The sequence below is a fragment of the Paenibacillus sp. J22R56 genome (genome assembly GCF_056269375.1).
On the sequence record NZ_JBWDNV010000004.1, the window covers coordinates 371,012 to 386,290 of the forward strand.

Sequence of the window (15,279 nt, forward strand, 5' to 3'; positions counted from 1 at the left end):
CGTGTCGGAGGATTTTGTCGTGAAGCAGGTGGACATCGAGGAGCACTTGGCAAGACTGGAGGAGCTGGCTCGTGGAACCTTCTGGAGTGAGCTTGGCTGTGAAGTCGTATATGCGAATGCTGAAAAAGCGGCGATCCGTCTGCACGCAGAGCAGCGTCATCTGAATTTGATTGGGATCGTGCATGGCGGAGTGTTAATGTCTATGCTGGATAATGCGATGGGGCTGGTCGTAATGGTCGCTTGTCGGGAGAAAACGGTAACCGCCCAGCTCAATACGCATTTTTTGGAGAGTTCAAGAAGTGGAATTCTGGTGTGTGAAGCCGAGATTATACATCGTATCGGCAGGACCATTACGCTTCAGGCAACGGTGAAAGATGAGGACGAAAAATTTATCGCATGGGGCAGCGGTTCTTACCGAATTGTATCGAGGTAACACGGAAATAGTCTGATGGTCCGAGTTGCTGCCCGGCCGCTGCTTCGATATAATATATCCTATATATGGAAGAAAATTTTATGGGCGAATGAACTGTAACGAAAGCATCGATTTGCCGATAAATATAAGAAGAGAGGAGGCGGGAAAATGGTCGACGGTTGGATTACGGCAGTAGTGTTGATATTCGGTATTGCAGTTGCATTGATCGGTGTTTTTGCTTATTTACGAATGTTTAATAGAAACGAGACGCATCATTCACCTACAGACATCCCGCCTCCACCCGTGAAACCGGCTCCTACAGAGGAAGTAGTCCCTGCTGTGAAGCCGCCCGGGGAGAGCTAAGGTAAGGATTGGATTAATATTTGTTTATTTTACAATCTTGCCCGAAATGTTATAATAGTAAGAAAAATGCAAACATTGTGACTCATTGACCATGGAGTTGCCTGCACCGAATGGGGGTAATTGCGGTGTAAGTGCCGCATCCGTTCTCGGATTTGTTGTTTAGGACGACCATCCAACGTATAGGGGAGGAGATTTCATGGCGAAGCATAGCCAGAATGAGGTCAAGGAAAGCCTGAAGGAACTCACGAGAATTTTTCAACCTAAGGACCCGCGTAAGTTTGTAAAGGATTATATCCGGAAGTACAGAATTACGGGTGGTTACGAGGATGAATTAACAATTTTAGTGGAAGACGAGATGGGTAAGATCAACTCCTCGGTCAGTTGAGTGACGTAAAGATGGCTTTGCATCTGTGGCATACAGATGCAAAGCCTTTTTTGTGCTTGGAAAATGTAATTCTTTTGTAAGGATTTGATAATGCTTTTGCAAGGACCTCGTTCTTGGATGGTTAGTTTTGTCCGCTAAGCTATGTCTCGTAGGCAAGTTGAGGGCGAAACAAACCATTCGAGGGAAAGATGATGATGAAGAAAACACTATGGAGTACCTTAATTATCGGAGGAATGCTGCTGATCAGTGCAGCATACAAGTCCTTCGCCTTGCTTGGCGAGGGATTGTTCTGCATTCAGGAGGAAAGTCGTATCTGGGATGAACAGGCCGTATAATAGAAGCAACTAGTACTACTTTTGACGGGAGGACATAAAATGGGCGCATGTATTGTTGTCGCGGACGATGAACGGAATATAACGGACGTGTGCCGACGGTATCTTGAGCGGGAGGGCAATACGGTATGGGTTGCTGAGAACGGGGAAGAAGCACTCCGATTATGGCGAGAGCATCGCCCGGACTTGCTTGTCCTCGACCTGATGATGCCGAAGGTTGACGGACTTGAAGTCTGTGACACGATCCGGCAGACAGACGATACGCCTATTATTATGCTGACAGCCCGCGGAGAGGAAGCGGACCGGCTGCTTGGTCTGACAATGGGCGCCGACGATTATATGACAAAGCCTTTTAGCCCGAGAGAGCTTGTGCTTCGGGTCAATAATATTTTACGAAGAATGGGCTGGAAGAACGACGCTGCGGTCGGTGAACGGGATGTTGGCAGCAAAGCTTTGGAAGAGGACGATGGCGAAAAGGCTATCCATTATGAAGGATTATCGATCTTTCCGCAGGAGAGAAGAGTCACTGTGCAGCAAGTGGATATTGAGCTGACAGTAACGGAGTTTGACCTTCTCTATTTACTAGCTACATATCCGGGAAAAGTATTCTCGCGCAGCCAGCTGCTGAACCAGGTGTGGGACATCGCCTATGACGGCGATACGACGACCGTGACCGTTCATGTCCGACGTCTGCGGGAGAAGATTGAACCAAATCCTTCTGATCCGAGATGGATTAAGACGGTGTGGGGCATCGGGTACAAGCTCGATAGTAAGGGGAGTACTACATGAAGCTCCGCTCCTATTTGCTGCTAGCGAACACGATTAGTATCGCTTTTATTATTATTCTGCTGCTTGTTTTCTTTCAATATATGCTCGTTACGCGGGAACAGCTGATTTGGCTTGGCATTGCGACAGTTGGGGCAGGTATCGTCTCGTCGCTGTTGTTCTTCCTTCTCGTGCGACCTCTTGAGGCATCTGTTCGCAGAGTGAGTGAGGGGGCAGCAAGGATTGCTGCAGGTGATTTGGAAGCAAGAGTTGAGAATACCGGCTTGACGGAGTTTAAGCTGCTTGCTGACCAGTTCAATACAATGGGAACCAATCTGGAGCAAAGCTTTCGTCAGGTGAAAACTGCAGAAGCGGCTCAACGTGAGCTTGTTGCAAATATGGCGCATGATCTACGTACGCCGCTAGCTTCCATGCAGTCTTACGCAGAGGCGCTGGAGGATGGTGTGATCCAGGACGAATCAACCTATCGCCGTTATGTGACGACAATTCGTTCGGAGACAGTAAGGCTCAGCGAGCTTATACAAGATTTGTTTGAGCTCTCGACGCTCGATGCGGGGGCGCAAAGCAGAGAGGAAAGCCAGCCGGCGGTAGTAGAGGATGTGCTGCTAGAGCTGCATCCGAGATTTTCGCTTCAGCTTGAGGCGAAAGAGCTTCAACTGCGGGTGAGGTTGCCTGACCGCTCGCTGCGAGTGAATATGCTGGCTAGACATCTTCAACGTGTACTGCAAAATTTAATCGAAAATGCGGTTCGTTATTCCCCTCAGGAAGGGCTTATCGTCATTGCAGCTGAGGAGCTTGAGGGAGAACTCATCCGAATATCCGTCATCGACGAAGGAGCGGGTATTGCGGAAGCGGAACGCGAACGGATCTTTGAACGATTTTATCGAACGGATCGTTCTCGAAGTCGTCAAGGCGGCGGGGCTGGAATCGGGTTGTCGATTGCCAAGCTGCTGGTCGAGCAATATGGCGGACGTATTGGTGTAGAGCAGGCGGAAGGGCAAGGAAGTCGGTTCTGGTTCACCGTGCAGGAAGTGAAGATGGTCCAATAAGGAGGAAGATGAGTGGGCGAGTTGTTGAAGCGGCTGCGTAAAGGGTTTGGCAGGAAGCTGGTTGTACTACACACGATAAACGGCTGGATTGTCGTAATCCTGGCATTGTCCGGAGTCATGCTGTTCATGAATTACTGGCGGGGTACGCTTGGAGAAGGCCGGGTGTGGTTGAAGGAGCTGCATATTATTGTTGGGCTGCTCTCTCTTGCACCGGTCATCTTCTATCTCCTGCTCGCGGCCAAGCACTGGAAGCAGCTGAGGGGTAAGCCTTGGCAGAAGTTTAATGTATTTGTCGTGCTGGGTCTTCTGGTTGGATGGTTGATCTCAGGCTTACTGCTGTGGCAGTTCCGTACAGTAGGTCCATGGTGGTCCAACCATGCCCTGACGGTTCATGATCTATTGACCTGGGTCGGGCTTCCTTACATCATCTATCATTCGATTACGAGAGCGAAGTGGCTGAAGGAACCAAACCGCCGGACGGTGCGGACAGAGCGAGAGTTAAAAGAAGGTGGGACAGTCATTCATCCTGCTGCAAGTCCGCAATCGTATTTATCCCGGAGAGCCTTTGTAAAATGGGCAGTGGGCGGGGGCATTGCGATAGCGGTAGGGCCGTCTTTCCTCAAATGGACCGTGAATACGCTTGGGGTTAGCATCGGCAGCCCGTCCTATGAGGAAATCGTGACGAGGGATGGCAATCAAATGGTTCCTCTTCCGCAGCCAATGCCAGCATCTGCCCCACCTGTGGGTGGGGGAGCGAAAGGGGATTTCCGCATCTATTCGGTGACGCCAATTCCTTCGTTCTCGAATGCGACTTGGTCCTTTAAGATCGACGGCCTTGTCGATAAGCCAATGTCATGGAACTGGGAGCAGTTCGTGAAGCTGACCCGGAAGGTACAGGTGAGTGATTTTCACTGTGTAACGGGCTGGTCCGTATACAAAAACACGTGGGAAGGCATTCCGCTGAAGCAGTTCCTTCAAGAGGCGGGAGTTAAAACTAACGCGAAGACAGTTAAGTTTTATTCCGGAGATGGCGTATATACCGATTCGCTCACGCTCGAGCAGGCGCAGATGGACGATATTATGGTCGCGGTGCTGCATGACGGCAACCTGATTCCGAATGATCTTGGCGGACCAGTCCGGTTAATCGTACCGAAGATGTACGCGTACAAGTCGGTGAAGTGGCTGAACCGGATCGAGCTGATCGACAAGGATCATGTGGGGTATTGGGAAGAGCGCGGCTATGATATTGATGCTTGGGTGTAAGAATATCTTGAAACAAGGTGTACTAAAATAGACGCTTTGCTCAGGGGCAAATATCGTGCCATGACGGTTGACCATCCAATACACTGTTAACCAGGGTAGGTAAGTTTGGATGGCAGGAGGAATGGAACTTTGGCTAGAAGAAAAAGGCTCACCATTGAACAACGGGTCAGCAAATTGGAGCTACCCATAACCGCAAGAAGAATTGCTCCAAGAGCAATAACGACCACTAAATTAGCAAGAAATGCGGTTACTTCAAGCAAAATTTCTGCAAACGTCGTACCGGCTTTGATTGCGAGCCCAAGTTTTAACCGATCGATCGTCTCCGCTTTACCGGAGGTGTTAGCAACTCCTGCATTCGATAGGGTCGTTCGTACGGTTCTGCCGCAAGTGATTGCCCATCCCGTATTTGATAACGCTGTTCGGTCTGTGCTGCCCACGCTTGTATCAACCCCGGCATTCGTGCAAGCCATTCAAGCGGCGAATATAAGAGGGACTGCGGTGGCTTCAGATATTTCCGGTGCACAAGTAGAAGCGGGAGTGCAGGGAACACAAGGTGCACAGGGAGCTCAAGGCGCTCAAGGATCGCAAGGTGCGCAGGGCGTGCAAGGTGTGCAAGGCGTTCAGGGCGCGGTCGGAGTACAGGGGGCAACAGGTGCAGATGGGCAGCAAGGTGTGCAGGGTCTATCTGGTCCTCCAGGTATTGTGGATATCCGGTTCGCCGGCAGCAATACACCGATTCCTCTAGTAAATAACCAGGTCACGGTGGAGTTAACCTTAACGCCTATCGTTCTTGGAGCTAACCAGGTCGTGAAGCTGGATGCTATTACAAACGTTGATTTTACCTTTGTCCAAAGCTATTCCGTTAACAGCTTCCTGTCCAGAAACCCGGCGGATGTTATTACTACTAATAACGAAGCTATTATGCAGCAAGCGAATCAGACGGACTTCTCTCAAGCTGCCGTATCGACTAGTCTAAGTTGGGTAGACAATCCGGGTCCAGGAACGTATACCTACTCTCTTACAGTAACGGGTCTTGCCACATCACAAGTGCAATTAGCCGGAGGGGCAATTAATAGCCGGGGCCTTACAGCTACGGTCATCAATACGAATGGAACCTTATGAGCTAAAAAGCCAAATATATAATCGAGGCCGGGATCCCTAGTGGAATTCCGGCCTTTCTCGGGTCAGAGTACAGACTTATTATTAAATCCTCTTGCAATAAGCCATACAGCTAGAATCATTTCATTCGCCGCAACGGGAACAGCGAGCAGGGCACCCCACACGGAAAGTTGAGGGAATACACCAAACATTTCTAATATGGATGCGATGAAAATGAGGGTAGCGCCAGTCATACCTAGAATAGCGATTGGCCGCGGTACGAGACCGGAACGATAGAAAATGTAACTGTACAGCATAGTATTAAGGCCAAGCATGAAGTTGGGGCCAAGCAGGAAGGTCCAGTCGTGGATCGCTTTTAGTACGGTGCCGGAAGCCTGGAATATCGCTATATCTGGGGAGCTTGCTGCGGTGAATTCCTGACCTAAAGTTAGCAGGGACAATACACTGAGGATACCAACGGTAATAATTATGGCTTCAAGAAAACGAAAACAGACATGCCCTAGTGCAAGGGTTTCATTGTATTTGCGTAAGTGTGGAAACATCGTAATAGATGTACCAACCGCAGATATGACAAGAATTAATTCCATTAATGCTCCGGTAATCACCTGATTGGCATGTGAAGCGCCGTTTACCAGGTAATCAGAACCGTTAAGGATGGGGTCGTACAACAGAAGTCCAATAATGGAAGAAACCGCCGCAAGGATAAATAGTACACCTGTCACTTTCCCTGTTGATATAGCTGATCTCATAGTTAACCTCCCAAATTAGATTCATCCCCGTAAAAGAATACCTCCTCAAGTGGTAAGCCAAAGGCGTGTGAAATGCGGAAGGCCAATTCGAGAGACGGGGAATAATTGCCCTTTTCCAACGCTACAATCGTTTGTCTCGTTACGCCAACCTTGTCAGCCAATTGCTGCTGTGTCATTTCATTATGATTGAATCGTAATTTGCGGATGTGATTGCCGACAAGATTTTTGCTCATAGCTTAGACTCCTCTCCTGTAGTGATAAAGTTTTGTGATAGATCCGGTAACATCGGATAGGAAGCCGGAAGCGATAAGAATGACGAACATGACAGATAGCGGCTGATCGGTGACCAGTGATCCCATGGCAAGCAGAAAGCCGAGGATAAAGAGGAAGAAAGAGTTCCGGTGTGCTTTTAACTCAATTAATTTATCCAGTTCATCGGCGAAGGTGGGTTCCTTCTCCCCAGTGGTGATCCGGAAAATGATGTTAAAGATGATGCTGATGATGATATGAGCCACGATGGATACCAACGTCAAGACAAGGACGAAGGAGCCCCAATAACGGAAGCTTTCTTCGAGCTCGAGCCCCTCCTCGGGGTACTGCAGATACATGTACAAACAATAGGATGCGAAAATAAGTACGGCGCTGATTAGTGTCGTGATGCTCTTCTTCTCCTGGTAGGTCAAGCTTGCACCTCCTTAAATGGTAAAAATAGTTAAGTTCTACATACAAAATGTAATTCAAACTATACTTTATGTCAAGTAAACTTTACACGTTGGTGAGCCTAAATTAAAAAACAGCCTTCCTTCGCTTAATAGCTAAGCAGAGGAAAGCTGTTTGACAGGTTGACAGGCGATAATTCATTAGATTAATAACGATCCATAATTAACTGCGTTTTCAACGAATCCTGAGCCAGGAACCAGCCTTTGCTTTGCAGGTAAGTGACGAGCTCATCATGTTTAGTTGAAGCAGTTGTGGCGCTGGTTGTTTTGAAGGAAGCCTCAACCACATATTCCGTGCCAGTGCCTGCAGCGTTCTTGATCGGCCATACTTCGATATAAATCTGCAAGCCGCTCCATGTACCGATGGAACGTTTGGCAAGTACCGGACCGAAATAACGGGAGGATTGCAATTTGTTCGTACCCCAATCATTAGACAGCCAATCATTAAATTTGTCTGGTGCGTTGTTAATCATCAGGCTGCGGGAGTCACTAATCGATGGGAGATCCATGCCGCTGTAACCGGATTTGCTGCCGCTTTTGGTCCGAGTGATGCTGAGTGTTTTCTTCTGGTAGCCCCATTCCACTTGAGCCTCATAGTTGGTATCGCCGGAGTTAAAGCCATCATTGTTTGCCTGCGTTAGAGCTGCATTAATATCGTTATTGGTGATGGTGTAGCGCTTCTTGTAAGACAATTCGAAGTCATCTTCGCCTTCTGTCTTGCGGATTCGAGTGCTCCATCCGTTGTTGTAGATGTCTTTGGTGTTGGTGTCCAGGAAAGCTACGTTCATCTTCGTAACGGTTGTTGGCATCGCGAAGGCACTTAATACGGAGCTTGTCAGCTTATAATCCGAGCCCAGTGTGGTGCTTGGATTCATAAGCAGCTTCACTTCATAATCCGGAACCATGTTGCTAGCCGCATGAGCTGGCGATGGCGCAACCCCGGCTTCCGTAACGAGCGCTGCACCTAGTGCGATAATAACGGCCGCCGTACCGATGACACGTTTAAACATAAATTCATCTCCTTTGATAAAATGTTGGACAAACCTGTCCAAAGAAGATTTTATCTATGAAGTATTTCTACATGATTATGGAAATATGCGATATTTGTAAACGGAAACCACCTTGGTTAGAAGATAGGGGGAGGATTCATGTATAATGCACATATAGCATACATACGAAAGGCGGTTATTCCTAAATGAACAATATCGTATCGTTGAAATGGCTTCTTGCCCGCTTATATGAGACAGACATCGTAATCGTAGACTGCCGGTTCCAGCTTGGCAAACCGGACTTTGGCCGCGAAGCTTATGAAGCTTCCCACATTGCAGGTGCTGTATTTCTTGACTTGGAAAAAGATCTGTCCGCTCCGGTTGAAGAGCATGGCGGACGCCATCCATTGCCGGACATTACGGCGTTGACCGTTGCACTTAGCAAAGTTGGCATCAGCAATGAAACCCGCGTTATCGCTTACGACGATCAAGGCGGAGCGTTCGCTTCGCGTCTGTGGTGGCTGCTGAAATATTTGGGCCATGAACAAGTATTTGTTCTGGATGAAGGCTATACGGCTTGGCAAAACGCCGGCTTCCCAGTGAATGCCGAGCAGAAAGTGCTGATCCCAGCACGCTTCCTTGCAACAGTGCAGCATAACATGCTGGTAGAGATGGACGAAGTCCATGAGAAGCTTGGCAATGAGAACGTTACGCTCATCGACTCCCGAGATGGTGCACGCTACCGCGGCGAGGTAGAACCGCTGGACAAAAAAGCAGGTCATATTCCAGGCGCTATTAACCGCCTCTGGTCAGAAGCCAAGGGAGAAGAAGGTAAGTGGAAAAACGCGGACGAGCAGGCTACTCGGTTCGAAGGATTAGATAAAGATCGTGAGACAATCGTCTACTGCGGCTCCGGAGTAACCGCTTGTCCGAATGTACTGGCTTTGCAGGATGCTGGCTTTACGAAGGTAAGGCTGTATGCAGGAAGTTGGAGTGATTGGATCTCCTACGAGGAGAATCCGATTGCGGTTGGGGAGAAAGAAGAACGGAAAAACGGATAGCAGTACATCGATTTTAGGTACAGAGCATGGTGAGCTAATTGCCATGGCTCTGTATTTTTTTATAGCTCCGTGTCAACACGGAGTCAACAAGCGGTTCTTGAATAAGCCATGAAAGCATATACACCACCTAGGGACGCTGTGGCTCGATCAACATTCGGATAAGAATAAACCTCCCGTTCACTTTGAATACATCGCCATGCGGTCAATGTGACATGGCCGCTCCTATCTTCACAGTGCCCTGTACAGACGTAAAAAGGGCCGGGTACGCCCAACCATTAAGGTGAACTCCCCGGCCTGTCTTACATAAGTTAACAATATTAATTTCTGATGAAGAAGGCGCCTGTTTCTATTGTCTAGCGTTGCAGTACTCTGGCTATAATTGTGGCAAATTCAGCTCTGGTTATTTCTTGAGCAGGGCGGAATGTACCATCAGCATATCCCTCGACGATCTTATTGGCTGTCAGGGCGTTGATATAGGTGTATGACCAGGAGCTTGCCTGGACATCCGAGAATGAAACAGCAGCACTGCCGCTTAGTTTGAATGCTCTGGCAACCAGGGCAGCCATCTCTTCCCGATTAATTCTGTCGTCCGGCCGGAATGTGCCGTCAGTATATCCGGTCATGAGGCCTGACTTTTCTGCTGCTCCGAGATAGCCTGCAGCCCAGTGCCCAGCAGGCACATCGGTGAAGCTGCTCGTTTGCGGCTCTAAGCCAAGCTGAGTTACTAACACCTTCACGGCTTCGGCGCGTGTAGTGCCAAGGTCAGGACGGAAGGTTCCATCCGGGAAACCGGACAGCAATTTTTTCTGAACCAGGAAGTCAATGCTATTCTTGGCCCAGTGTCCTTTCGTGTCGGCAAACGAAATCACTTCCGGGGACTGCTCTCCGTCATTGCTGTTATCTGGCGTGGACGGTCCGTTACCCGGTGTGGATGGGCCATTGCCTGGATTTGTTGGTCCGGTGTTATCTGGCTGATAGCTCAGCGCTGGCGCAAAGGTTGTTACACTGCGAGCCAAAGTGTGCTGCTCCAGTGCGTAGCCCATGCCCAGAATGTTGGCATCATCCCATGCCTTGCCTACAAGCTGCATGGAAATGGAATAGCCATCTGGATTTGTGCCTACAGGTACGACAACAGTTGGCAGTCCGACATTAGATGTCAGTACGCCGGTACCTCTGTCCGAGCTCAGCTGAGAGGCGGCGCTGTCGTTATTGTACATGTCGCTGATAAAGCCAGCATAAACGACGCTGTCTACATCGTACTGATCCATCCAGTCTGCAATAATCTTCTTGTAGTTCGTTCTATAAGCAATGTAGTTCTGTACTTGGCTTTCAGTCATTCGAGGGCGCACTTGTAAGCTTCCTTGATTGTATAACAGTACCTTAGGCGAGGCGAGCAGTTCGTCGCCGGTGGCGTAAGGGAAATCTTCATGCAGCTCGATGTAGCGTGCCCAGCCCTCGGAACCGGCATTTCCCGAGGGTCTTGTTCCGCCCCCAGGGGGTGCGCTCATCTCAACCATGGTAGCTCCTGCTTCCACCAGATCTTCAAAATGTTGCATGACGGCTTGTCCCGTGCCGTCATCGGCGTATGAGGAAACGAATGAGGATGGAATATAGCCGATACGCTTGCCTTGCAGGGCATTGCGATCGAGAGCTTCCGTCCAGTCGCTAGGCCTTCTTGCATCTGCTTCCTGTGTCAGCATATCCTGCGGATCGGTGCCTGTCGTTGCATTAAGCAAATAAGATAGGTCGGTGACGGTGCGGGCGATGGGTCCTGCATAGTCTTGTCCCCATGTGAGCGGCATAACACCGCGCGTGCTTGCCATGCCGTCCGTGCCACGGAAAGCCGTCAGACTAGCGCCTGTAGACGGTGCGTAAAGCGATACACCAGTTTGTGTACCCATGGCTGCTGCTGCAAAACTTGTTGCAACGGATACTGCTGGGCCGCCGCTGGAACCAAACGAGGTTTTGGACGGATAGAGCGCATTCCAGGTTTGCATCCAGCCGCTGTCGCTGAAGCTGCCACTATTGGCAAATTCTGAAGTATTGGCTTTGCCGATAATGATGGCTCCTGCTTCCCTCAGTTTCTGAATCTGGTAAGCGTCAGATTTGGGCTGCCAGCCTTCAAGCGCTTTGGTACCGCCGGTGGTCGGCATATCCTTGGTGTCATAGAGATCCTTGACAGCAATTGGAATACCAAGTAATTGGCCTGTCTTCCCCTCCTTGCGCGCTTGGTCTGCTGCCTTGGCCTGCTGGATAGCCGTTTCAGAGACGTGAAGGAAGGAATGGAAGCCTAACTGTCCGAAATCATACGCTGTAATGCGATCCAGATAAGCTTTTGTGATGGCTTCGGAAGTAGTGATGCCTTTCTCCATATCATCCTGCATTTGCTCAATGCTTTTGTTAATTACATCGTAATTGGAGGTTGTCACCATAGGTGGTACTGCCGGAGCCGCCGGAATGTCAAGGCTGGTAACGTCTGCGCATGCAGCAGAATCAAAATCAGTGAGGCTGGATAAGTCCCAGTTGCTAATTGTGCATACCTGCGCTGGAGTCAGCTGCGTAAGATCAGGCTTCTTCGCCAGTTGATCCAGCGAATCGGCGGTTTGGGTTAGTCCGGCTTCGCCTGTTTCCCCGGCCAGCACATATCTGGCAAGCGATTTGGTGTGGCCAGGCTCAATCGTCAGGTGGTGGATAAAGCCGTAGAAGTTTGCGTCATTGCCGGAAGTGGCGAGCGGGGTAGTGAAAGGGTCTTCTTGCTGGTTGCCGGTGCCTTGCAGCCCTCCTTCAAACGGAGCAGGCGAACCAAGAACGACACCAATGGGGCGGTCTGTTGCTTTCGTATTACCTATCAACGCCCATGAATCGTCGGTAGCGATGGCAGTGTCTCCGCTAGAGGTCATTTTTACAGCGCCGTAATTTTCGGCAGTGCCGTAGCCGAGCGATCCGCCGAAAGATACATTGACCGAGACGGGCGAAGAGGCAGTGTTGGTAAAGGTGTCAAAAAATCTTGTTCGGTTGTTTTTGCTATCAAAGTAAATATCGCGTGTAATAAGAACATTGCCCAAATTAACGGATTGCGTAGTAGCAAATGTATTATTGCCGTCGAATACAAGTCCAAAGCCCCGCATCATTTGATCGTTCATCCGAGGTGCCGGCGTGGTGGACACTTGTACAAAAATATTGCCAAAGCCTTGCGCGGGCGTATTGCTTGCTCTGCGAATACTGCCTGAATCGAGGTTAGGTGCGAAGGAGTCGTGGAATTCCCATTCCGTCCCGGCTTCCGATGTCAGCTTAGTTAACGCGTATGCGCTATTGGACGGGGCTACTCCTGCGATGATAATGGAAAAAGCGAGGATTGCTGCAAATGTCGACTTTTTGCTCTTGGTGTGCTTTACAGCTTGTGAGGCGGGTAAATCTAAAGCAGATTGATCTTTACTGAGCTTTAAAATATTCCTGATCTTAAACAAAGTGCTTCAACTCCCTCTAGTGAATATGGTAGAGACTCTATCATTATGAAAATATAGAGTCAAGTATAGTTTCATATTATGTTAGATAAATTAACGTAAAATATAAAATAATGATATAAAAGGACGGAAAATAATCGGCATGGTATTGATATGTTAAGTTTTTATTAAGATTATGTAAATATTAATCACACTAAAATGATCCTTCTTGAGCAGGTTAACTTATCAATCTTCCAAATGAATGTTGCTCTGTAATTTTTATGTTTCGTTGTCAATACCAGTTCAACAGGCGGCATTTAGAAAGTGAGTACAACATGACTTTGTATGATCTCCTGCAGCACCAGCAATGGTGCAAACAACAATCGTTTCTTGGTGAACATCCATACCTGTTTGTTTCTATACACCATACGAGCCGGATATGCGCCACAAAACAAAAGAGCCGCGCAGTCAGCGCGGCTCCCACATAAAAATCGTTAAACCTTTACTCCCTGCTTCCGGTACACCTCTGGAAAATGATCACCCACAAGCAGCTCGCCCGGCTTTACGTTGACGTAGGAGAGCATGACGTGCTCACCCACAGGCTCGTAGCGGGTGTGGCCCGGCATGTAGTGTACGGCGATGGCGCGGCGCTTCATCTCGGAGCGGTTGTGCGGGCTGCCATGCCAAGTCAGGCAGTGGTGGTACCCCACTTGGCCCTTCTTGATCTCGAAAGGCACGGCATTTACTACTGCGTTGTTCGGCAGCATCTCCGGCTGCTTATGGTACGGCATGAAGTCCTGCGTGTTCGCCAGATAGCGCTGATGATTGCCCCACTTGTGGCTGCCCGGCACCATCCACATGCAGCCGTTTTCGATGACGGCGTCGTCAAGCGCGACCCATGCACTGACGAGGTCGGCAGGCTGGATGATCGGCCATAGTGGATGATCTTGGTGCCAGTGCGTAGGTCCACCTGTAATAGGCGGCTTATATTGCACTTGGTCGTGCCAGATGCGAAGTGAATTGGAATGGCATAGCTGGGCAATTTCCTCGCAGATGACCGGATGCGCGGCGTGCTGGAGGAAACGATCGCTGGCGAGCCAGATATTAACGATCTGGACGACACTCTCGCTCGCGATCATTTTCATATTGTCATACGGGGAATCCGAACTTAGCATGTTATGATTTAAGGCAGGTTTATTGACGGTCTCGCCGTTCATCACCTTGTCGAGCTCCTCGCGAAGCTCATCTACCTCGGCCTCGCTCAGTACAACCCCACCTTTTAGAAAACCGTTGTTTTCAAACTCCGCGATTTGTGCTTGACTTAACATAGAAACCATTCCTCCTAAAAAGAATTGTCACCCAAACAGCCGTATGGCTGTTCTTGATGATTCTTACTTCGAAAGCATAAGCTCAAAAGAATTGTCACCCAAACAGCCGTATGGCTGTTCTTGATGATTCTTACTTCGAAAGCATAAGCTTAATAATCAGTGGATTTTGCGTTATTGCTTGATGTGCTAAGCATAGCGGAGTTTGTAAGCGGTGTATTTACAGATACGAAACAGGTCTTTGCACTTTTCAAATATCCTTTATCATTCCTGCCATGAGGTGATTTGCCTTATGTTCCAAGACCCGCCGCATCCACCGTATTCAAATCCGGATATCGTCCTGGGCGCGATCGATGATCTTCAGCCAACGGTTAACTTTGCGAGCCAGGCCGAAGTGCCTGCCTTCGAGCAATGGGGGCCTCGCATCATCCCGGACTATCAGCTGTTCTGCCTGCTCTCGGGCGAAGCCGAAATAAGGATCGGCCAGGAGCAATATACTCTAACAGCAGGAGACAGCGCGCTGTACGGACCCCATTGTCCGCACCGGATCATCACACGAACGGGTGCCGTCTTCATCGGCATCCATTTTGCATATCGGCAGTCATCGCTAGAGCCTGTCCACCCCGCATTCTCGATCGAAGCATGCAGCGAGGAGAAGCTTAAAGCCAGTATCCGCCCTAGTTACAAGCTTGAGCTCCACAACAAAGAGCTGCTGGAGCTGCCGCCTTACTTTACCAAGCCCGACCTCAAGCCGATCTTGATGCGTATTGTAAAAGAATATATGAACGAGCAGCCGGGCTACCGCATCGTGCTGCGTTCATTAATGACAGAGCTGATCGCCACCATTGTTCGCAATCAGCTGACGAAGCGGCCGAGGTCGCCGGAACAGGGCAAGATTGATCCTGCCCTCCAGGCAATTAACCAACAGCCGGAGAAGAATTGGACCGTGAATGAGCTCGCTGCGCTGTGCGGCTATCACGTCATCTATTTCTCATCGCTATTTCGCAAATGTACCGGCGATAGTCCGAAGCAATATCTCATCAACGAACGTATCCGTAAAGCGAAATATTACCTGCTGAGCGGCGAGAAGATGGAAGTGATCGCAGAGCGGCTTGGTTACGCCAGCGTTCATTATTTCTCCCGAAATTTTAAAGAGGAGACCGGTTTGACGCCTACGGAATTCAGAAATTGATTTCCAGCTGGAGCGATTGGAGTAGCTATGAGGGGAATCCGATTGCGGTGGGGGAAGAGTAAGGACTGGAGTTTATAACAGCATTATGTGAA

Annotated in this window: 16 protein-coding genes; 10 read left to right on the plus strand and 6 right to left on the minus strand. The window is 49.3% G+C overall.

Annotated features, from left to right (window positions below):
- Position 1: 1 nt before the first annotated feature.
- From AC0YNT_RS12360 to AC0YNT_RS12395, 8 genes are all read left to right on the plus strand, one after another.
- Complete coding sequence (locus AC0YNT_RS12360; RefSeq protein ID WP_475804827.1) at positions 2-433, plus strand: PaaI family thioesterase; 432 nt, start codon at positions 2-4, stop codon at positions 431-433.
- 147 nt (positions 434-580) lie between these two features.
- Positions 581-775: a hypothetical protein gene (locus AC0YNT_RS12365; protein WP_475804828.1), complete on the plus strand. Its 195-nt coding sequence runs from the start codon at positions 581-583 to the stop codon at positions 773-775.
- 196 nt (positions 776-971) lie between these two features.
- A complete protein-coding gene (locus AC0YNT_RS12370; protein WP_012772497.1) occupies positions 972-1,160 on the plus strand; it encodes a hypothetical protein in 189 nt (62 codons plus the stop codon).
- Between the two features lie 188 nt (positions 1,161-1,348).
- On the plus strand, positions 1,349-1,495 hold the full coding sequence (locus tag AC0YNT_RS12375) for a hypothetical protein (RefSeq protein ID WP_475804829.1): 147 nt from the start codon (positions 1,349-1,351) through the stop codon (positions 1,493-1,495).
- Between the two features lie 39 nt (positions 1,496-1,534).
- Positions 1,535-2,281, plus strand: a complete 747-nt coding sequence (locus tag AC0YNT_RS12380) for a response regulator transcription factor (RefSeq protein WP_475804830.1) — start codon at positions 1,535-1,537, stop codon at positions 2,279-2,281.
- Positions 2,278-3,327, plus strand: a complete 1,050-nt coding sequence (locus AC0YNT_RS12385) for a sensor histidine kinase (RefSeq protein WP_475804831.1) — start codon at positions 2,278-2,280, stop codon at positions 3,325-3,327. The genes AC0YNT_RS12380 and AC0YNT_RS12385 overlap by 4 nt, the downstream gene beginning before the upstream one ends.
- 12 nt (positions 3,328-3,339) lie before the next feature.
- On the plus strand, positions 3,340-4,590 hold the full coding sequence (locus tag AC0YNT_RS12390) for a molybdopterin-dependent oxidoreductase (RefSeq protein ID WP_475804832.1): 1,251 nt from the start codon (positions 3,340-3,342) through the stop codon (positions 4,588-4,590).
- A gap of 129 nt (positions 4,591-4,719) precedes the next feature.
- Positions 4,720-5,712 carry a hypothetical protein gene (locus tag AC0YNT_RS12395; protein WP_475804833.1) on the plus strand — a complete coding sequence of 331 codons (993 nt, stop codon included), beginning with the start codon at positions 4,720-4,722 and terminating at the stop codon, positions 5,710-5,712.
- Positions 5,713-5,774: 62 nt separating this feature from the next.
- Here AC0YNT_RS12395 and AC0YNT_RS12400 read toward each other — a convergent pair whose 3' ends face one another.
- The 4 genes from AC0YNT_RS12400 to AC0YNT_RS12415 form a co-directional block, all read right to left on the minus strand.
- Complete coding sequence (locus AC0YNT_RS12400; RefSeq protein ID WP_475804834.1) at positions 5,775-6,458, minus strand: DUF4386 domain-containing protein; 684 nt, start codon at positions 6,456-6,458, stop codon at positions 5,775-5,777.
- A 2-nt stretch (positions 6,459-6,460) separates the two neighbouring features.
- Positions 6,461-6,691 (minus strand): helix-turn-helix transcriptional regulator, encoded by a 231-nt coding sequence (locus AC0YNT_RS12405; protein WP_475804835.1) that lies wholly within the window; start codon positions 6,689-6,691, stop codon positions 6,461-6,463.
- 3 nt (positions 6,692-6,694) lie between these two features.
- Positions 6,695-7,141 carry a hypothetical protein gene (locus tag AC0YNT_RS12410; protein WP_475804836.1) on the minus strand — a complete coding sequence of 149 codons (447 nt, stop codon included), beginning with the start codon at positions 7,139-7,141 and terminating at the stop codon, positions 6,695-6,697.
- 182 nt (positions 7,142-7,323) lie between these two features.
- The gene (locus AC0YNT_RS12415; protein ID WP_475804837.1) at positions 7,324-8,187 is read right to left on the minus strand and encodes a hypothetical protein; all 864 of its coding nucleotides are present in this window, start codon (positions 8,185-8,187) and stop codon (positions 7,324-7,326) included.
- Between the two features lie 185 nt (positions 8,188-8,372).
- Here AC0YNT_RS12415 and AC0YNT_RS12420 point away from each other — a divergent pair, with 185 nt between their 5' ends.
- Positions 8,373-9,227, plus strand: coding sequence for a sulfurtransferase (locus tag AC0YNT_RS12420; protein WP_475804838.1), 855 nt, complete (start codon positions 8,373-8,375; stop codon positions 9,225-9,227).
- Between the two features lie 353 nt (positions 9,228-9,580).
- Here the strand turns inward: AC0YNT_RS12420 and AC0YNT_RS12425 are convergent, their stop codons facing one another.
- Positions 9,581-12,694, minus strand: coding sequence for an amidase family protein (locus AC0YNT_RS12425; protein WP_475804839.1), 3,114 nt, complete (start codon positions 12,692-12,694; stop codon positions 9,581-9,583).
- A gap of 470 nt (positions 12,695-13,164) precedes the next feature.
- A complete protein-coding gene (locus AC0YNT_RS12430; RefSeq protein WP_475804840.1) occupies positions 13,165-13,998 on the minus strand; it encodes a phytanoyl-CoA dioxygenase family protein in 834 nt (277 codons plus the stop codon).
- Between the two features lie 289 nt (positions 13,999-14,287).
- Between AC0YNT_RS12430 and AC0YNT_RS12435 the strand changes: the two genes are divergently transcribed.
- Positions 14,288-15,187 (plus strand): helix-turn-helix transcriptional regulator, encoded by a 900-nt coding sequence (locus AC0YNT_RS12435; RefSeq protein WP_475804841.1) that lies wholly within the window; start codon positions 14,288-14,290, stop codon positions 15,185-15,187.
- The last annotated feature ends 92 nt before the right edge of the window (positions 15,188-15,279 follow it).